Below are 19,830 nucleotides of genomic sequence, written 5' to 3'. Positions count from 1 at the left end.
GTTCAACCCCTTTTCCCATAAAAAAAGGGATGAGACTTTTGCCTCATCACCTTTTATACCGTATCACACTTGACGCCAACGACGCCTTCTAGATCTTTAATATCAAAATACACATCGGTTGTATAGCGATCTTTATGCACGCGTACACGTACTTCCATAATCGGATAGTTCTTTTCTGTTAAATCATCAATACGAACAGAATGAATGCGAATGTTGAGGGCTTTCATTTCTTTTAAAATATCCGTCATACGGTTTCGATCAGAAAGAGACATTCTGATGCGGATTTCTTTTTCCTGTAAGCGAATCGGTCCGATCCGCTGGAAGAGCCATGGTAGAAATTCGACACTAACCAGAATAAAGAAAAGACTGAGGAAGGCTTCTTTATAAAATCCTGCACCTGTTGCAACCCCAAGTCCTGCTGCTCCCCAGATCATCGCAGAAGTCGTAAGACCTGAGATGACATCATTGCTTTTTCGCAGAATCACACCTGCTCCAATAAAACCAACACCAGATATAATTTGCGCCGGTAACCTGAGTGGGTCCATTTGAAGCCTAGAGACTCTAGGGAAATTGTAGGCTGCATCAATGCTGATGATGGTTAACACGCAGGAGCTGACAGCAATGACAATACACGTTTTTAAGCCGAGCGGCTTTTTCTTCAGCTCGCGTTCAAGCCCAATAATCAAACCGATTAAGGTGGCCACGGCTAATTTTAAGACTGTATCCCATTCAATTGTCCAAAACATGCGTATCGCTCCTTCACTTCATGTACGTTTCACATCATGTATATGATCTTCTCACAGCCCATATGGCTGCACAACTCTTATTTTATTCAGAATCGGAAGAAAGAAAAGCTTTTTATTTAATTTAAAAAGAGAGTCATCCGCATAAGGCAGACGACCCTTCATGTTCTTTATTTTGTTTCTTCTTCAAGATGATTTTCCATTTTGTTAAATAGCTGTTTTGATGCTTTTGACGGCTTACTTGTCAATAAGCTCACAATAATGGCAGCTAATCCACTTAACGCAAAGCCAGGAATCATTTCATAAATACCTGTTGCATGGTTAAGGCCTGTCGTGATCCATGTGAGAACGACTATCGCCCCAACAATCATCCCAACAAGGGCACCATGATGATTCATTCGCTTCCAGTATAGGCAAAGTAAGATGACTGGACCGAATGAAGAACCAAATCCAGCCCACGCATAACCGACAAGGTCAAGAATGGTATCACTTGGATTAAGTGAAAGGCAAAGGGCAATTACAGCGACAACGAGTACAGACATACGGCCAATCATCACGAGCTCTTTATCAGATGCTTTTTTTCTAAAGAACGTTCTGTATAAATCCTCTGTCATCGCACTTGCCGTGACAAGCAGCTGAGACGAAATTGAACTCATAATCGCCGCTAAAATAGCAGAAAGTAAAAATCCAGTGATATATGGATGGAACAGCACCTTAGAAAAGACGATAAAGATCGTTTCAGGGTCAGCAAGGTTCATACCCGTTTCATGAACATAGGCAACACCGACTAAACCGACAGATAGTGAACCAATTACTGAAATAATCATCCAGCTCATTCCGATGCGGCGTGCTGGTTTTAAGTCTTTGACGGACGTAATCGCCATAAAGCGCACGATAATATGCGGTTGTCCAAAGTAACCTAGTCCCCAAGCGAGGAAGGATATAATGCCAATGACGCTCGTTCCTCTAAAAATATCAAGCAATTTAGGATCAATCTGTTGAATATCTTGGAATGTAGCAACAGGTCCGCCTAATTGTGTAAAGGCAACGATCGGCACGAGCACTAATGCTAAAAACATGATAGCCCCTTGGACAAAGTCAGTTAAGCTCACTGCCAGGAATCCACCAAACAATGTATACAAAATAACAATACTTGACGTCAAAATCAGTCCAAACATGTAGTGTGCACCAAATGCTGACTCAAATAAACGTCCGCCTGATACCATCCCAGACGATGTATACAGCGTAAAGAAAATTAAAATGATGACAGCTGATACAGCTTTTAATAAAGAAGATGATCCTTTGAATCGTTTATCAAAGAAATCAGGAATCGTAATGGCATCATCAGCAATTTCTGTATAAGAACGTAAACGGGGTGCAAGAATGAGATAGTTTAAGTAAGCACCGACGATGAGACCAATCGCAAGCCAGGTAGTCGATAAACCTGTTTTATACATTTCACCTGGTACACCCATCAGCATCCAGCCGCTCATATCCGCAGCACCTGCTGAAAGAGCTGTAACGAATGGGCCAAGTCCGCGTCCACCAAGCATATAATCATTTAAATCATGTGTTTTCCTAAATGCATACCAACCGATGGCAAGCATCCCGATAAAATAAATAGATAAGGAAATTGTAACTTCAATACTCATTTTGTGTTCTCACCTTTTTCGTATAAATTTGACATCACCTCAATCAAAATATCCAGAAGTGTCAGGGCTAGTTTTTTGATTGAATGCCCTTCTCACTGCTATGGTTACTTAACCTAACAGAGTATTCCCAAGTGATCAACCTTCTTAAACCTCCTCATTTTGAAGAAAAAATGGACAGATCGGTGATACGAATCAGTTTGTATACGCTTACAAAAGTAAATAAAAGTAAAAATTTTCTGAAAATAAAAGGTGGTCTGCATGACTATTTTCTTTATCTGTTGGATCACTATGATGCTTCGAGAGAAAAGGGCTCTTGCTGCGCCTGTGTAAAGTTGCTTTAGAACAGTAAAATTTGATATGATAAAGTGTATATGACTTATGATCATGACCACGAACACGTATCATTTTTGGAGGTGAACCTGCATGTCTAGAATTTCAATAGAAGAAGTAAAGCACGTGGCGCATTTGGCACGGCTTGCAATTACAGAAGAAGAAGCTGAAATGTTTACTGAACAGCTTGATAGCATCATTTCATTTGCAGAGCAGTTAAACGAGGTAGATACGGAAAACGTTGAACCAACAACACACGTATTAAAAATGAAAAACGTCATGAGAGAAGATGTTCCGAATAAAGGTCTTTCCATTGAGGCAGTCATCAAAAACGCGCCTGATCATAAAGACGGCTATATTCGTGTGCCATCAATTTTGGACTAAAGGAGGCCTGAGGCATGTCACTGTTTGATCACAAAATTTCTGAATTAAAAGAGCTTTTACATAAAAAGGAACTGTCTGTTTCTGATTTAGTGGACGAGTCTTATAAACGAATCAATGAAGTAGACGGGAAAGTACAAGCATTCCTTGCACTGGACGAAGAGAAAGCTCGTGCGTATGCAAAGGAATTGGACGAGGCAGTTGGTGAAAAGGACGAGCTTGGTTTATTGTTCGGTATGCCAATCGGTGTGAAAGATAACATCGTCACAAAGGATTTACGTACAACAGCATCTAGTAAAATCCTGCAAAACTTTGATCCTATTTATGATGCAACGGTTGTCAATCGTCTAAGAGATGCGGAAGCAGTCACAATCGGTAAATTAAATATGGACGAATTTGCAATGGGATCTTCTACAGAGAACTCAGGCTACAAAGCAACGAAAAACCCTTGGAATTTAAACACTGTTCCAGGTGGATCAAGTGGTGGCTCAGCAGCTTCTGTTGCAGCAGGTGAAGTACCATTCTCACTTGGATCAGATACAGGTGGTTCAATTCGCCAGCCGGCATCCTTCTGCGGCGTTGTGGGCCTGAAGCCGACGTATGGCCGTGTATCTAGATATGGCTTAATCGCATTTGCTTCTTCATTAGATCAAATCGGGCCGATTACGCGTAATGTTGAGGACAATGCCTACGTTCTTCAAGCGATTGCTGGAGTCGATCAAATGGACGCAACGAGTGCAAATGTCGACGTCCCAGATTTTCTTTCTTCATTAACTGGCGACATCAAAGGCATGAAAATTGCAGTGCCAAAAGAATACCTTGGAGAAGGTGTTGGCGAGGAAGCAAAAGAGTCTGTTCTTCAAGCATTAAAAGTATTAGAAGGGCTTGGTGCAACATGGGAAGAAGTGTCTCTTCCGCATTCTAAATATGCGCTTGCGACTTACTACTTACTGTCTTCTTCAGAGGCATCTGCAAACCTTGCGCGTTTTGACGGCATCCGTTATGGCTACCGTACAGATAATGCCGACAACCTGATTGACTTATATAAAAATACTCGTTCTGAAGGCTTTGGAAACGAAGTGAAACGCCGCATCATGCTTGGCACATTCGCTCTTAGCTCAGGATATTATGATGCATACTATAAAAAGGCGCAAAAAGTCCGTACATTGATCAAAAAAGACTTCGAAGATGTTTTTGAAAAGTATGATGTCATTGTAGGGCCAACAACACCAACTCCTGCATTTAAGATTGGTGAAAAGACAAGCGATCCACTGACGATGTACGCGAACGATATTTTAACGATCCCTGTGAACCTTGCAGGCGTTCCAGGAATCAGTGTGCCTTGTGGATTTGCAAACGGTCTTCCGTTAGGACTGCAAATCATTGGTAAGCACTTTGATGAAGGAACGGTTTACCGCGTGGCTCACGCTTTCGAGCAAGCAACAGATCATCATAAAGCAAAACCTGAACTGTAAGGGGTGAATCAGAATGAACTTTGAAACGGTAATTGGACTTGAAGTCCACGTTGAGCTAAAAACACAATCAAAAATTTTCTCCAGCTCGCCGACACCTTTTGGTGCAGCTGCCAACACGCAAACAAGTGTCATCGACCTTGGATATCCTGGCGTACTGCCTGTATTGAACAAAGAAGCAGTGAACTTTGCAATGAAAGCAGCAATGGCGCTAAACTGTGAGATCGCAACAGATACAAAGTTTGACCGTAAAAACTACTTCTATCCTGATAACCCAAAGGCGTATCAAATTTCTCAATTTGATAAACCGATCGGTGAAAACGGCTGGATTGAAATTGAAGTAGAAGGAAAAACGAAACGAATCGGTATTACGCGTCTCCATTTGGAAGAGGATGCAGGTAAACTGACACACACAGGCGACGGATATTCACTTGTTGACTTCAACCGTCAAGGCACACCGCTTGTTGAAATCGTATCTGAGCCAGACATTCGCACACCAGAAGAAGCGTATGCGTACTTAGAAAAACTAAAATCTATTATTCAATATACAGGCGTATCTGACTGTAAGATGGAAGAAGGCTCACTTCGCTGTGATGCCAATATTTCACTTCGTCCGATTGGCCGTGAAGAGTTTGGAACGAAAACAGAGCTCAAGAACTTGAACTCATTTGCTTTCGTACAAAAAGGTCTTGAATTCGAAGAGAAACGCCAAGAGCAAGTATTGCTTTCTGGCGGCTTGATCGAACAAGAAACTCGCCGCTATGACGAAGCGTCTAAAAAGACGATCCTCATGCGTGTCAAAGAGGGCTCAGATGATTACCGCTACTTCCCAGAACCAGATTTGGTGGAGCTGTACATTGATGACGAGTGGAAAGAACGCGTAAGAGCATCGATTCCAGAGCTTCCAGACGAGCGCCGCAAACGCTACATCGATGAGCTTGGCCTTCCTGCATATGATGCGATGGTGCTGACGCTGACAAAAGAAATGTCTGATTTCTTTGAAGCAACCATTTCAGAAGGTGCAGAAGCGAAGCAAGCTTCAAACTGGCTGATGGGTGAAGTATCTGCCTACTTAAATTCAGCTCAAAAAGAGCTGGAAGATACAAAGCTAACGCCGCAAGGCCTGGCTGGCATGATCAATCTCATCGAAAAAGGAACGATTTCTTCTAAGATTGCCAAAAAGGTATTCAAAGAGCTGATTGAAAATGGGGGAGACGCAGAAACAATCGTCAAAGAAAAAGGACTTGTCCAAATTTCTGACGAAGGTGCCCTGCTCAAACTTGTCACAGAAGCACTTGATAACAACCCGCAATCCATCGAAGACTTTAAAAACGGAAAAGACCGCGCGATTGGTTTCTTAGTCGGACAAATCATGAAAGCATCGAAGGGACAAGCAAACCCGCCGATGGTCAACAAGATTCTCCTAGAAGAAATCAAAAAACGCTAATGAACAATAGCAAAAACCGCCTCATGAGAAGAGGCGGTTTTTTTTGCTTGAACTGACAGGGTCTTATAATAGATTCAGACCACCGCCGTATATCAATTCGGAGATTCTTTTCTTATAATGAAGTATAAGCGAAAGTGCACATTCGAAGGGGGATAAAGGTGAACGAACCGGAAAAACAGCACGTAAAGTTATGAAAGAAACAGCTTCAATTGTTCGACTACTCTTATGACAGCAGGGTCCTCACACTTTTCTAAATTCGTCAGCATCCCTTGAATGACTGGCTTACGAGGCTCAGCTTTCGCCAGTTCTTCTTCAATGACTTCAATGGATACAAGGGTATCATCAGAAAGCAAATGCTCAAGCTTTAACAAACGAAGCTCCCCTTCTAGGGATGCAGCGCTCGGCGCTTCATCGTCCCAAATGGTTGGCTTTAAGATCGGTTTCGTCTGAGAACGAAGCATACCTTGAACCAAATCATCTAATCGTTCGAGTATAAAGGAAGAGAGCTCATCAAATGATAATTGCATCTGATCTTGTAAAAGCAGCACCTGCACATACGATTGGATGATTCCTTGAATCATGACTGACAGGTCAGTTATAAATGGTTCGATCTCCTGTCCATAAGTGGTCAAGATGGAAATTTGAATTTCATCATTCATTTGCTTTTTCACAGTTTTTGAATACTTTTTAATTTGCTGGTTTTCTGGAATAATGTTCTCGCTGAGGATCAAAATGATAAAATCCTTGTTCTCAGCAAAATGCTGAAACTGTTCAGCGATTTGCTTCTGGAAGATCTCTCTCGGTGCGAGATGCTGATTCTCTTTTCGAATCGTTTCAATAGTTTGCATAGAAGTGTCGATATAATATTCGAACGCTCGGTTGAAAAGCTGTTCTTTTGATTTGAAATGCAAATAAAACGCGCCTTTCGATATTCCGCACTCATCTGCTATTTCCTGAATGGTCGTAGAAGAAAAACCCTTTTTCGCAAACAACTGGATGCTTGCTTTAATGATTTTTTCTTTTTTTTCGTTCATGAAATAAGGCCCCTTCAGCTTTAGAATGTTACGTCAAACGCAAGAGAAATGGTTGACGGCATTGTATATCACCGTTTATTATGATATAGAATGACCAGTCAGTCAATACATAAAGGAAAATGGAGGACATAATGAATTCGATCATCAATTTTGTATTAAAGAATAAGTTCGCTGTATGGCTCATGACAATTATCGTAACAGTTGCTGGTCTATATGCTGGATTGAATATGAAACAAGAATCAATCCCGAATATCAACACTCCAGTCATTACGGTTTCTACAACGTATCCTGGCGCAACGCCGGACGAAGTATCAGATAAGGTGACCGATCCAATTGAGAAGTCTATTCAAAACCTAAACGGAGTCAATGTAGTCACATCCAATTCTTTTGAAAATGCTTCATCGATTCAAGTCGAGTACGATTACAACAAAGACATGGATGAAGCAAAAAAGGAAATTGAAGATGCGGTTAACAATATCAATTTTCCAGAAAATGCAGAAAAACCAAAAATCGCACGCTTTAGTATCAATGCGGTTCCAATATTAGCACTCAGTGTATCTGGTGATAAAGAATCATTAGAAAACCTGACGAAAAAAGTGGAAGGTGACCTTGTCCCTTCACTTGAAGGATTAGACGGTGTATCTTCCGTCGAAGCTTCTGGACAGCAAATCAAAGAAGTAGAATTTTCGTTTAAACAAAAAAAATTGAAAGAATACGGTTTAGATGAAGAAACCGTCCAAAACATGATCAAAGGCTCTGATGTGAATGTGCCATTAGGTTTATACACATTCGGCAACAAGCAAAAATCAGTTGTAGTGGATGGCAATATTTTAAGCGTCAAAGATTTGAAAAACATGCGAATTCCTGTCACACCAAGTGCAAGCAGTGGAGCTGGAGCACCATCTAGCGGCGCTGAAAACCCAGGTGCGCAAGGTGCGGAGCAGCAGGCTGGAAATGCAAGTCAGCAGCAAGCAGCAGCCCAGCAGCAACCTAGTGGAAGTGCAGCGAGCGGTCAATCTGTAGAGCTGCCGACAATTAAGCTTTCTGAGATTGCGGATATTAAAGTCGTCAAGAATGCAGAATCGATCTCTAGAACAAATGGAAAAGACAGTATCGGTCTGCAAATTGTCAAAGGCTCTGATGCCAACACAGTAAGTGTAGCAGAAGCAGTCACAAAAGAACTTGAGAAGTTTAAGAAAGATAACAAAGGAATCAAAGTAAGTACCACATATGATCAAGCAGAACCGATTAAAGAGTCCGTTAGCACAATGCTGAATAAGGCTATCATCGGAGCGATTTTTGCGATCATTATCATTATGTTGTTCCTTCGAGATATCAAATCAACCTTAATTTCGGTCATCTCCATTCCGTTATCTCTGTTGATTGCTGTTTTAATATTAAATCAGCTGGATATCACACTAAATATCATGACACTTGGTGCCATGACCGTCGCCATTGGGCGTGTTGTTGATGACTCCATTGTTGTCATAGAAAACATATATCGACGAATGGCATTAAAGGATGAGCCATTAAAAGGAAAAGAACTCGTTAAAGAAGCCACAAAAGAAATGTTTATTCCAATCATGTCTTCGACGATCGTCACAATTGCGGTCTTCTTACCGCTAGCACTTGTGGGTGGAATGATTGGTGAACTATTCATCCCATTTGCATTAACGATTGTGTTTGCTTTAATGGCTTCACTCCTTGTCGCCATTACGATTGTTCCAATGATGGCACACAGTCTATTTAAAAAGAACCTGTACGGCACAGCGAAAAAGGTAAAAGAACATAAACCAAGCAAGCTTGCTGGCGGTTATAGACGTGTACTCAATTGGACATTGAACCACAAATGGATCACATCAGGAATTGCCATTCTTATGCTTGTCGGAAGCTTATTCTTAGCACCACTTGTCGGTGTCAGCTTCTTACCACAGGAAGCAGAGAAGACGGCGATGGTGACTTATACACCTGAACCTGGACAAACGAGAGAACAAGCTATCGATGAAACGAAAAAAGCAGAAGAATATTTGATCAAACGTGACCATGTCAATACTGTTCAATATTCACTAGGCTCTTCAAATGCCCTGACAGCAAGTGTAGGCGGCAATTCTAACGGTGCGTTATTCTTCGTACAATATGATGAAGACACGCCAAACTTTGATAAAGAAAAAGATAAAGTGGTCAAAGCCCTGCAAGACAAAACGTCTAAAGGGGAATGGAAATCACAAGACTTCTCATCTGCTGGCGCAAGCAATACAGTAACGTACTATGTCTACGGTGACAAAGTAAGCGATATTGAAGGCACAGTAAAAGATGTCGAGAACATCTTAAAAGATGAGAAAAACCTGAAAAATGTCAGCACAAGCTTATCTGAGAAATACGACGAATATACGTTTAATGCAGATCAAGAAAAACTGGCGAAACTGGGTCTAACTGCTTCACAAATCGCTCAAGCGATTGCTCCTCAAAATAGTGAAACAACACTGACGAAAGTAACTGAGGACGGCAAAGAACTTGATGTGAATCTTCAAACGGAAAAAGATGAATATAAGAGCAAAAAAGATTTAGAAAATAAAAAGATCACAACACCAACAGGGCAAGAAGTCCGAATTGGTGATGTCGTAAAAGTAAGAAATGGTACGACAGCGAATACGGTGACAAAACGTGATGGAAAAATCTACGCAGAAGTGTCTGGAGACATGACAACAGATGATGTCTCAAGTGTGACACAGGATGTTCAGAAAAAAGTCGACAAGCTTGATCTGAAATCTGGCGTAACGATTGACACAGGCGGCGTAAGTGCGGATATTGAGGAATCCTTTACACAGCTTGGGCTCGCAATGCTCGCAGCGATTGCCATTGTGTATCTCGTTCTCGTCATCACATTTGGCGGAGGTCTTGCACCATTTGCAATTCTCTTCTCGCTTCCATTTACAATTATTGGCGCGCTCGTTGGATTGTTTTTAGCAAAAGAAACCATCAGCTTAAACGCCATGATTGGATTGCTCATGCTGATCGGAATTGTTGTGACAAACGCGATCGTCTTAATTGACCGAGTCATTCATAAAGAGAAAGAAGGACTCTCAACAAGAGAGGCATTACTGGAAGCTGGTACAATAAGAGTACGTCCAATCTTAATGACGGCACTTGCGACAATTGGGGCACTTCTTCCATTAGCATTAGGATTTGAAGGCGGAAGCCAAATTGTTTCAAAAGGACTTGGCGTCACAGTCATTGGTGGTCTCGCAAGTTCAACATTGTTAACACTGGTTATCGTACCAATCGTATACGAAGTGTTAAGCAAATTTAAACGCAAAAAGAAATACGTAGAAGAAGATTGAGATGGGGCCCCGCTTTGATGGCGGGGCTTTTTTATGTTGAAATCTGACAAACAGCTCTTTTCATAAGCTCTTCAAATGCTTGGAAAAATGCGTCACGATCGACATGATCAATCACTTGAATTGATTTTCCATCTGTATGCTCTTCGGTACGTCCTTGCTTTGGCGTTTCGGTGTAAACGATCGCATTCATTTCCTTTGAACGAGTAAATGATGAGGAAGCAAGAGTGATCGTTGTCAGCACGTCCCATAAGTAGTAAGTCGAGTTGGTTTCGTGATGAATGAGAGGCGGGCAAAAGGCGTAACACTGCCCAATAAAATCAATCCCGATATGAGAACGAAGGGAAGCCCACCGCTGACGAATATCAGGTGTAAGCGGAACTTGATTTGTGCTCTCAAGTGCGACCATTTTAATAGGAAAGCGTTCCTTGAAGACAGTGCTGACAGCATAAGGGTCCCAAAATGCATTCCATTCTGCTGTCCCATCATGCTCGGGTTCCTCAACATTGCCTTTTTCAAGAAATGTACCGCCCATCCATACCAATTTTTCAATTTTATTAGAGATTGAAGGATCTTCTTCTAAGGCGCGTGCAAGGTCTGTGAGCGGACCTGTAAAGAGCAGCGTGACAGGTTCTGCAGACTTTTTAACAGTTTCGATTAAATGAAGATGTGCTGGAAGCTTGGACACTTTTGTATCAACAGTGCCTTTCTCGTTTAAGATAGGTAAGGCGTCTACATAAAAAGCATGCATGCGCCACTCTTTTGGAAAGGGATTGACGCCTCTAGAATTTGAAGCAGCGACTTCAATTTCATATGGGCTAAATCGATCAATGATTTTTTGAGACGCACTGAGAGCAGGCTCTAAATAACAATCAGCAGGAATCACAGACGTCCCAATCACTTTCAGATGTTCCATTTGAAGGAGAAGAAATAACGAGACGAGATCATCAACACCGCCATCATGATTAAAATAGACAGGCTTTTTCATCGCAAACCATCCTTTACAGCGTTTTCTTTTATCTTATCAGAATGCTTTCTTTCTGAGGGAAATGTGGCAGGAGATTTGTCATATTAGGGTGTTGTTCTGTTGCCATTTTCAAATCTCATAGTATAATTAAAGGTTGTTAGTGGTGAAAATAGATTGCATAATGAATATAGGATGATGATGAATGAAACGTGCTCGAATTATATACAATCCGACATCTGGGCGTGAACTCTTCAAGAAGAATTTGCCGCAGGTTTTGCAAAAATTTGAACAAGCCGGCTATGAAACATCTTGTCATGCAACGACATGTGCAGGAGATGCGACACAAGCAGCTGAGAATGCCGCACAGAGAGACTTTGATTTAATTGTAGCAGCAGGTGGAGACGGCACGATCAATGAAGTCGTCAATGGACTAGCACCGCTTGAAAAAAGACCAAAACTAGGAATTATTCCGGTTGGAACAACAAATGACTTCGCAAGAGCACTTGGAATTCCACGAGAAGGTGTTTTAAAAGCAACAGATGCCATTATAGATGGTATAGCGAAGCCGCTTGATATCGGTAAAGTCAATGGCCATTATTTTATTAATATTGCAGGCGGCGGCCGGTTAACAGAGCTCACCTATGAAGTGCCTAGTAAGCTGAAGACAATGCTTGGACAGCTTGCTTATTATTTAAAAGGCATGGAGATGCTTCCTTCGATCCGCCCGACAGAAGTCGAAATTGAATATGACGGCAAATTGTTTCATGGAGAAATCATGCTGTTTCTTGTTTCACTCACAAACTCAGTAGGCGGCTTTGAAAAGCTAGCGCCAGATTCTGTTTTAGATGATGGAATGTTTGACCTGATTATTTTAAAGAAGGTCAATTTAGCAGAAGCCATTCGAGTAGTCAGCCTTGCACTGCGAGGCGAGCATATTCATGATAACAATGTCATCTACACAAAAGCAAATCGCGTGAAGGTAGATGTAAAAGATAAAATGCAATTAAATTTAGATGGCGAATTCGGCGGCATGCTGCCAGGTGAATTTGAAAACCTGTATCGTCATATTGAATTTATAGTGCCAAAAGCAACAGCTGAAAAAATAGGGTAGAGATTGAACTTGGTTCCTTATGGCACCAAGTTTTTCTTTGCAAATGAGGTGATAAAATTGGTGAAAATGAAACCGCCTGTTGAAAAGAATGAATACTACAATGTAACCTTCGAAGACTTAACGCATGAAGGTGCAGGTGTAGCAAAAATTGAAGGATTCCCTGTCTTTGTACCGAATGTCCTTCCTGACGAACAAGGGAAAATCAAAGTCACACGTGTCAAAAAAGGATTTGCTTTTGGGCGACTCATGGAGCTGACAAAGGAAAGTCAGCATAGGCAAGATGCGCCATGTCCTATCTATAAGCAGTGCGGCGGCTGTCAAATTCAGCATATGAGCTATGAAGGCCAGCTGCTATTTAAACAGAAACAAGTAAAGGACGTTTTAGAGCGGATCGGCAAGCTTGATATGAGCCGTGTAAAAGTTCATCCTGTACTCGGCATGGAAGACCCTTGGAATTACAGAAACAAAGCACAAGTTCCAATTGGCGAACGCGAAGGCGGACTAGTTGCAGGATTTTATCAGCAGCGTACCCATGAAATCATCGATATGGAAAAATGTTTGATCCAGCAGTCAGAAAATGACGAAGTGGTACAGGCAGTAAAAGACATATGTAATGCGTTTGGCATCAAAGCATATAACGAAGAGCGGCACAAAGGCTGGCTGCGTCATGTGATGGTTCGCTACGGCATTGCAACAGGTGAAATGATGGTTGTGTTTTTGACTAGAACGGCTGACTTTCCGCAAAAGCAGCAGGTGATTGAGCAGATTATAGCACGCTTCCCACACGTTCGGTCAATTGTGCAAAACGTGAATTCAAAGAAAACAAATGTCATTTTCGGAGACGAAACGACCGTTTTATGGGGTGAAGAATACATTTATGACACGATTGGCGACATCAAATTTGCCATTTCAGCCCGCTCATTTTATCAAGTGAACCCCGCCCAAACAAAGGTGCTTTACGACAAAGCGCTTGAATATGCAGAGCTGCAAGGCGAAGAAACCGTCATCGATGCCTACTGCGGAATCGGTACGATATCCTTATTTCTCGCACAAAAAGCAGGCAGAGTATATGGCGTAGAAATTGTGCCAGAAGCAATTGAAGACGCAAAACGCAACGCTGCCTTAAACGGGATCAACAACGTCGAATTCGCAGTCGGCGAAGCAGAAACCATCATCCCAAACTGGTACAAAGAAGGTATCAAGGCAGACACACTAGTTGTCGATCCGCCAAGAAAAGGCTGCGACGAAGCACTGCTTGACACCATTTTAAAGATGAAACCAAAACGAGTTGTGTATGTGTCTTGTAATCCCGGGACGCTTGCTCGTGATTTGCGCATTCTTGAAGATGGTGGGTATGTGACAGAGGAAGTGCAGCCTGTGGATATGTTTCCGCATACGAGTCATGTGGAGTGCGTGGCAAGTCTTGTAATCAATCATTAATTGAGATATCCCGATTTCGTGAAAAATATCGATATCGGGATATTCTTATTTTTGCTTCCCCTCCGTTAGAATGAAAAATTCGCTTGAAATGCTATTAAAATAAAACTCTATAGACATATGAATATAGATAGAAAAAGCTATGAAATGAATAAAACCCCTTCTCCATTATTGGATAGGGGGTTCTTCTTCTATATTTTGATTCTTTTGATCAAGCGCAGAGGATATGATATCAAGTCCGATGTATAAAAAGCTAACAAAGAAAGATAAAATCAATACCCCATTCCCCCATATAGAAACTTCAATTATCTTCAAATTTAGTACATATTTAATCGTGAAGTAAATAAGAGCCCACGAAACAAAAAATTCTAAAATATAAGTTATCCATTTTGGGACCTTCAACAAAAAAATGATTCCTTTCCCTATAAATAAAACTATAAATGACCAAAAAATTACGATGATGCTGACTAACAAAGAAAAGGTCACTAAAGAGAAAAATGAATCATAAGTGATGTATTCGCCGAAAAGAAAATTCACTCCCAATGATACTAGGTAAAGCATGAAAGTTGGAAGGGCAATAACTAAACTTAGGGAAAAAAATATAAGCAAAATAAGAAGAACGGCAGCAATAGCGCCAGGGGCTTCATCTACAACGTTTTTCTTTCTTAAAAAAGTATAGAGTATGATAGACACTAAAAGGAGTATTAAAAAAGTCAATGAAATCACGTAAGAAAAAGACATGAAGACCCTCCATAAAAAAGTGCTATTAGAAAACTAATAGCACTTATTGATTATTTAAAGAAGATTAATAATGAATTTTGCCAAAGTTTTAGCAATATCTCTAGGCGCACCCATTTTAATAAAAGCTTTTATGAATTGTTTTTCCGTTTTCTGATCCAAGCAGCAGCTTTTAAGAAAATCACTTTTATCTATGCGATACACAAAAATTGTAACAAAAACCATACTAAGAATGAATTGTATCTTAGTACTGTATTTTATCAGTTTAACAATTTTTTCTGTGTTATTCGCTGCCGGTTGGTCACTTGATAAAATTATTACTTCTAACACTTATCATGTAACAGAAAAGGCAATTACAATTTAAAAAGTCCCTGCATAGGGCTTTTTTATTTGAATATCTTTTCATTAGTTTGCCGGATGCTGTACCTGCTGCCCGTCGCATGACACGTTTCCCAGAAGTAGCTTTTGAACGGCGTTTACGACTCCTCAAATTTTTGATATTTTATAAAGTGCTGATAGTATTTTGTTCATTTTATACTCCTTTTGCGTTGAATCCTTACAAAAGTATATAATGATAAAAATTGCTGAAAGACTTTATAGAAGGACATGCCCTTTAGGCGCTATGTCATGAGAGGAATTGGATGAAAGATGAGTAAAAATTTCTGGCGTGATTTACCGAGGCCGTTTTTTATATTAGCACCAATGGAAGAAGTGACAGATGTTGTGTTTCGTCATGTTGTGAGTGAGGCGGCGAGACCGGATGTGTTTTTTACAGAGTTTACGAACAGTGAGAGTTATTGCCATCCTGATGGCATTCAAAGTGTGAAGGGGCGTTTAACGTTTACAGAGGATGAGCAGCCGATTGTTGCTCATATTTGGGGAGACAAGCCTGAGAACTTTAGACAGATGAGCATTGGAATGGCGGAGTTGGGATTTCAGGGGCTTGATATTAATATGGGCTGTCCTGTCCCGAATGTCACGCAAAACGGGAAGGGCAGTGGATTGATTCTTCGCCCAGATGTTGCGGCAGAGCTGATTCAAGCGGCTAAAGCTGGGGGATTACCAGTCAGCGTCAAAACAAGACTTGGTTTTACAGAGGTCGATGAGTGGCGCGATTGGCTCAGACACATTTTGGAGCAAGACATTGTGAACTTATCGATCCACCTTCGCACAAGAAAGGAAATGAGCCAGGTGGATGCGCATTGGGAGCTTATTCCTGAGATTATAAAACTTCGTGATGAAGTAGCACCTGATACGCTTTTGACGATCAATGGTGATATTCCTGATCGTCAAACGGGCTTGAAGCTCGCTGAGCAGTATGGAGTGGACGGTGTGATGATTGGGCGCGGGATTTTCCATAACCCATTTGCTTTTGAAAAAGAGCCGAAGGAGCATACGAGTGATGAGCTGCTAGGTCTTTTAAGATTGCATCTTGATCTTCATGATCAATATTCCTCATTAGGCTTGCGTCCATTCAAGGCACTGCACCGTTTCTTTAAGATTTATGTAAAAGGGTTCAGAGGAGCGAGTTTCCTAAGAAATCAATTAATGAACACATCATCAACAGATGAAGTGCGTGCAATGCTAGATGAATTTGAAGCGAGAAATCAAGAACAATCATGATGAGAAAGAGGAGGGGAAGCCCTTCTCTTTTTTCTATGAATAGGTCTATTAAACTAGTGGCTCTAAATGGTAAAATGAGATAGAAATAACAATTGGAGGTATTTTATTTGAAACCATTTTGGGATACAGACATAGAAAGTGAAGAGACATTTAAGAAAATCAATGAGAAAGGCATTGCAAAAGCGGAAAAGAAGCTAGGCGTCACCTTGCCTGATACATATAAAAAACTGATTCTTGAACAAAATGGCGGGTATACCCTGCATAACGCTTTTCCAACGGACCAGCCGAATGGATGGGCAGAGGATCATGTGTCATTTGATCATTTAAGAGGAATTGCTAAAAATGAAGGCATTATGGATAGTGATTATTTAATAGAAGAATGGGAATTGCCTGAGGGACTTGTGCTCATTTGTGGGGATGGTCATACTTGGATTGCATTGGATTACAGAGAAACAAAGGAGCATCCGCCGATTCATTACTTTGATCTAGAATATGAGACGGATTTCAAATTAGCGGATTCGTTTGATGAATTGCTTGCGGGGCATTATACCGTAGAGGATAGTGAAGAAGATGGGATGTCAGATGAAGAGTGGCAGGCTGAATATGAAAAGCAGAATAAACCATTATCAAAAGAAGAAGTGAAAGATATCTTTTTAACCAAAGACCCTGAGCAGCTTTCAAAAATCGCGAATTTCCAAGTAGAACAAATTGATGATATCAAGTGGATTTTTTCTGAAGTAGAAACATATATGGACACCCTTCAGAACGAAGAAATGTTAACGACTGCTGGCTGGGCAATCAATACGATCTTTATAATGAATGATGAAATGATTAAGCAGCATGCTGATGTTGTCGAGCATGCACGTCGTTTTGCGAAACAATTGAGTCAATCAGAAATAGATGAGATGCATAACATTGCCATTAATATATCAATCGCATTTGAATTTGATTTAGAGGAATAAGTATTTATCATTTTTAAAATAGACCCCCTCACCAAAAAGGGGGTCACCATTTCCTTACTCCGCACTTTCCTCAACCTCACGGCTATCCTCTGTTTCACCTATATAAATAGGGCCGTTTGCGTGGTCGAGTCGGATTGGCCATTCGTATGGAACTTGCAGGCGTCTAGCAATGGCTCTCCAGAATTTTGTTGAATCCAATTCGAATTCTTGGAAGTCTTTTAATAAGTCTTTGTAAGACGAGCCATCAAATTGAATGAACATATCTTGAAGGCGCATGAACGCGACATGTCTCACTTCTAATGCTGCCGCAGCTTCCATTTCTTCTTCTGTTGCTTCTCCAATGATTGTTCCTGCGGGCGGAAGCATGTCGTATACGTTAAATTCCTCTTCTTCTTCGTGTGCTGCATTGTGCTGTTGATCTGACATTTTCTTCACTCCTTCTACTATTCATCATTGCTACACTTCTATTATCGGAAGAAAATGCGAAATGTGGAATGAATTCAGGAAGGAGATGCACGACACTTGCTTTTTCTTCTTGAATCTTTTATGATCAATTACAGATATAAAAGGTCTGTAATAGATAGAAAGGGATGTTCCTATGAAATATTCTAAAGCGACCAACTATGCGCTGCATACGATGGTGTTTTTAACTCTTGCACCAAAGGGGAAAGCAATAGGCGTTGAGCCTCTCGCCAAGATGCAAGACCTTTCACCCACTTATTTATCCAAAATCTTAACAAAGCTTGTGAAGGCAGGATTGATTGAATCAACACCTGGCGCAAAAGGTGGTTACACCATTCTGAAAAAGAAGGAGGACATTTCGTTTTTAGATGTGATTCAGTCGGTAGAAGGACAAACCAATTTATTTCGTTGTTCCTTAGAACATGATTCTTTCATGCCTCATGATGGCTGTTTGATTGAACAGGTCATGCAGGATGTTGAAACGAAAATGCAGGAAACGCTAAGTCAAAAGCGGTTAGTTGATATTGCAAGTCAAATAGAGCAGACAGAAAAAAATCCATTTTTCAACATGTGATTTTTTTGAACCTATTATAGATATTAAGAGTCTTTAAAAGTCTTGAATAAAAAGGAGAGATTGACATGTTATTAGATTGTGCCATTATTGGAGGCGGGCCAGCCGGATTAAGTGCAGCACTTGTTGTGGGGCGAGGCAGAAAACAGGTCATTGTATTCGATGACAAGATGCCAAGAAATCGAGTGACCCAGGAATCACATGGGTTTATTACAAACGATGGGATGACACCGTTTGAGATCAGACAAGCGGGTGAAGCAGATCTTCAAAACTACTCCAATATCCAAATCAAACGAACTAGAATTGTTGAGATACAAAACAATGAGGTCAACTTTGCGTTACTGACACAAGAGGGAGAAAGATTCGAAGCGAAGAAAATCATATTGGCAACAGGACTAAAGGATATACTGCCAGAGATGAAGGGGATGCATGAAGTGTATGGAAAGACGTTGTTTAGCTGTCCTTTCTGCGATGGCTGGGAGCTAAAGGACAAGCCGCTTGCTCTCATTGCTGAGAATTCACGTGCCTTTCATATGGCTAAACTTCTTTCCAATTGGACAAAGGATTTGATCGTGTTTACGAATGGGCAGCAAGTGTTTGCTGAAGAGGAGAAGGCACTGCTATCAGCACATTCTATTCAAGTCATTGATGTACCAATTATGTCCATTCATCATGAGAATGGACAAATGCACTCTCTTCACCTTGCGAATGGGGAAACGGTGAATAGAGAAGGCGGATTTGTCGCAAGTGAATTCAAGCAGTCAGCTCCATTTGCTGAAAAACTAGGCTGTCAAATGACGAAAAATGGTGGTATTGAAACAGATATTCTTGGACGTACAACCGTCAGCGGTGTCTTTGCATGCGGTGACAATTTAGGTGGGCCTGCTCAACTTGTTCTTGCAGCAGCTGCTGGTAGCCAAGCAGGAATGGGCGTCATCCATGAACTTGTGCAAGAAGAATTTCAACAAAAAACATCTCTATGAAAGGAGATGTTCAGCGATGAGCGGTTTTCCGTTTTGCTAAAACGTGAGCTGCCCATTCAAAAAGTGCGTAGATGACAAAGAAGATCAAGATCCAGCTGCTGACATCGACCCATACATTGGTGATATGAATGATGTTCGCCTGATCAAGTCCAGCCTGTATCCACATGGTGATCAATGCTGTGAGGAACACCTGTAAAAACCATTTTTTCAATTGGTCACACCTCCATCTCTTTCTATCATATAAGAAATGACAGTTTATTTCCAATTGTATTTCCATCAGCTTCAACGGTAAAATAAGAAATAAAATCAATGGAAGGATATGACATGAGCGATCAAACCGATAGTTTTTTAAAAAGTCATTTTCCTGATCTTGTCCTCACGCCGCCTCTTTTTTATGGGTGGCCTTTTGGGCTTCGCTTTGAAGTGGCAGATTGGTCATTAGGAGAAGAATCAGTTGTATTAGAAAAAGCAGGGGATCGTGCTTTGAAAATTGTCAGATATGCTTTTGATCTACAGCACTGGCTATTAGACTATGACCGCTCTCAGATGGATCAGTTGTTTACAGAGAAATAAGAAAAC

18 protein-coding genes are annotated in these 19,830 nt (G+C 41.0%); 11 read left to right on the top strand and 7 right to left on the bottom strand.

Going from position 1 to position 19,830, the window contains the following annotated elements:
* Positions 1 to 53 precede the first annotated feature (53 nt).
* Entirely contained in the window at positions 54 to 746 is a 693-nt protein-coding gene (locus MHH40_RS07015) for an MgtC/SapB family protein (protein ID WP_050945740.1), read from the bottom strand.
* A gap of 167 nt (positions 747 to 913) precedes the next feature.
* Positions 914 to 2,395 carry a sodium/proline symporter PutP gene (gene putP / locus MHH40_RS07010; protein ID WP_050945741.1) on the bottom strand — a complete coding sequence of 494 codons (1,482 nt, stop codon included), beginning with the start codon at positions 2,393 to 2,395 and terminating at the stop codon, positions 914 to 916.
* A 423-nt stretch (positions 2,396 to 2,818) separates the two neighbouring features.
* Between putP and gatC the strand changes: the two genes are divergently transcribed.
* The 3 genes from gatC to gatB are packed head-to-tail and all read left to right on the top strand — an operon-like array spanning position 2,819 to position 6,025.
* Positions 2,819 to 3,109, top strand: a complete 291-nt coding sequence (gatC, locus tag MHH40_RS07005) for an Asp-tRNA(Asn)/Glu-tRNA(Gln) amidotransferase subunit GatC (RefSeq protein WP_003213898.1) — start codon at positions 2,819 to 2,821, stop codon at positions 3,107 to 3,109.
* Between the two features lie 14 nt (positions 3,110 to 3,123).
* The gene (gene gatA, locus MHH40_RS07000; RefSeq protein ID WP_050945742.1) at positions 3,124 to 4,581 is read left to right on the top strand and encodes an Asp-tRNA(Asn)/Glu-tRNA(Gln) amidotransferase subunit GatA; all 1,458 of its coding nucleotides are present in this window, start codon (positions 3,124 to 3,126) and stop codon (positions 4,579 to 4,581) included.
* A 13-nt stretch (positions 4,582 to 4,594) separates the two neighbouring features.
* Positions 4,595 to 6,025, top strand: coding sequence for an Asp-tRNA(Asn)/Glu-tRNA(Gln) amidotransferase subunit GatB (gene gatB / locus MHH40_RS06995; RefSeq protein ID WP_003214292.1), 1,431 nt, complete (start codon positions 4,595 to 4,597; stop codon positions 6,023 to 6,025).
* A 188-nt stretch (positions 6,026 to 6,213) separates the two neighbouring features.
* Here gatB and MHH40_RS06990 read toward each other — a convergent pair whose 3' ends face one another.
* Complete coding sequence (locus tag MHH40_RS06990) at positions 6,214 to 7,059, bottom strand: TetR/AcrR family transcriptional regulator (protein ID WP_050945743.1); 846 nt, start codon at positions 7,057 to 7,059, stop codon at positions 6,214 to 6,216.
* Between the two features lie 131 nt (positions 7,060 to 7,190).
* Between MHH40_RS06990 and MHH40_RS06985 the strand changes: the two genes are divergently transcribed.
* Positions 7,191 to 10,400, top strand: a complete 3,210-nt coding sequence (locus tag MHH40_RS06985) for an efflux RND transporter permease subunit (RefSeq protein WP_003213881.1) — start codon at positions 7,191 to 7,193, stop codon at positions 10,398 to 10,400.
* Between the two features lie 31 nt (positions 10,401 to 10,431).
* Here the strand turns inward: MHH40_RS06985 and MHH40_RS06980 are convergent, their stop codons facing one another.
* Positions 10,432 to 11,385: a nucleoside hydrolase gene (locus tag MHH40_RS06980; protein WP_050945744.1), complete on the bottom strand. Its 954-nt coding sequence runs from the start codon at positions 11,383 to 11,385 to the stop codon at positions 10,432 to 10,434.
* Between the two features lie 181 nt (positions 11,386 to 11,566).
* Here MHH40_RS06980 and MHH40_RS06975 point away from each other — a divergent pair, with 181 nt between their 5' ends.
* Positions 11,567 to 12,475: a diacylglycerol kinase gene (locus MHH40_RS06975; protein WP_050945745.1), complete on the top strand. Its 909-nt coding sequence runs from the start codon at positions 11,567 to 11,569 to the stop codon at positions 12,473 to 12,475.
* Between the two features lie 60 nt (positions 12,476 to 12,535).
* The gene (rlmD, locus tag MHH40_RS06970; RefSeq protein WP_050945780.1) at positions 12,536 to 13,915 is read left to right on the top strand and encodes a 23S rRNA (uracil(1939)-C(5))-methyltransferase RlmD; all 1,380 of its coding nucleotides are present in this window, start codon (positions 12,536 to 12,538) and stop codon (positions 13,913 to 13,915) included.
* A gap of 165 nt (positions 13,916 to 14,080) precedes the next feature.
* Here the strand turns inward: rlmD and MHH40_RS06965 are convergent, their stop codons facing one another.
* The gene (locus MHH40_RS06965; RefSeq protein WP_050945746.1) at positions 14,081 to 14,653 is read right to left on the bottom strand and encodes a hypothetical protein; all 573 of its coding nucleotides are present in this window, start codon (positions 14,651 to 14,653) and stop codon (positions 14,081 to 14,083) included.
* A 645-nt stretch (positions 14,654 to 15,298) separates the two neighbouring features.
* Here MHH40_RS06965 and MHH40_RS06960 point away from each other — a divergent pair.
* Both MHH40_RS06960 and MHH40_RS06955 read left to right on the top strand, forming a co-directional pair.
* Positions 15,299 to 16,273: a tRNA dihydrouridine synthase gene (locus MHH40_RS06960; RefSeq protein ID WP_050945748.1), complete on the top strand. Its 975-nt coding sequence runs from the start codon at positions 15,299 to 15,301 to the stop codon at positions 16,271 to 16,273.
* 107 nt (positions 16,274 to 16,380) lie between these two features.
* Positions 16,381 to 17,235 carry an SMI1/KNR4 family protein gene (locus tag MHH40_RS06955; RefSeq protein ID WP_340900800.1) on the top strand — a complete coding sequence of 285 codons (855 nt, stop codon included), beginning with the start codon at positions 16,381 to 16,383 and terminating at the stop codon, positions 17,233 to 17,235.
* Positions 17,236 to 17,289: 54 nt separating this feature from the next.
* Here the strand turns inward: MHH40_RS06955 and MHH40_RS06950 are convergent, their stop codons facing one another.
* Positions 17,290 to 17,661: a hypothetical protein gene (locus MHH40_RS06950; RefSeq protein WP_003214092.1), complete on the bottom strand. Its 372-nt coding sequence runs from the start codon at positions 17,659 to 17,661 to the stop codon at positions 17,290 to 17,292.
* A 172-nt stretch (positions 17,662 to 17,833) separates the two neighbouring features.
* Here MHH40_RS06950 and MHH40_RS06945 point away from each other — a divergent pair, with 172 nt between their 5' ends.
* Both MHH40_RS06945 and MHH40_RS06940 read left to right on the top strand, forming a co-directional pair.
* Positions 17,834 to 18,271, top strand: coding sequence for an Rrf2 family transcriptional regulator (locus MHH40_RS06945; protein ID WP_050945750.1), 438 nt, complete (start codon positions 17,834 to 17,836; stop codon positions 18,269 to 18,271).
* 65 nt (positions 18,272 to 18,336) lie between these two features.
* Complete coding sequence (locus MHH40_RS06940) at positions 18,337 to 19,251, top strand: NAD(P)/FAD-dependent oxidoreductase (RefSeq protein WP_050945751.1); 915 nt, start codon at positions 18,337 to 18,339, stop codon at positions 19,249 to 19,251.
* A 10-nt stretch (positions 19,252 to 19,261) separates the two neighbouring features.
* Here MHH40_RS06940 and MHH40_RS06935 read toward each other — a convergent pair whose 3' ends face one another.
* Entirely contained in the window at positions 19,262 to 19,462 is a 201-nt protein-coding gene (locus MHH40_RS06935; RefSeq protein WP_050945752.1) for a hypothetical protein, read from the bottom strand.
* Between the two features lie 113 nt (positions 19,463 to 19,575).
* On the opposite strand from MHH40_RS06935, the gene MHH40_RS06930 reads away from it, so the two are divergent.
* Positions 19,576 to 19,824, top strand: a complete 249-nt coding sequence (locus MHH40_RS06930; RefSeq protein WP_233421748.1) for a DUF3885 domain-containing protein — start codon at positions 19,576 to 19,578, stop codon at positions 19,822 to 19,824.
* The last annotated feature ends 6 nt before the right edge of the window (positions 19,825 to 19,830 follow it).

Source organism: Bacillus sp. FSL K6-2431, assembly GCF_038005165.1.
In the GTDB taxonomy this organism is placed as follows: Bacteria; Bacillota; Bacilli; order Bacillales; family Bacillaceae; genus Bacillus; species Bacillus pumilus.
This window is presented reverse-complemented; position numbering and strand designations above follow the sequence as displayed.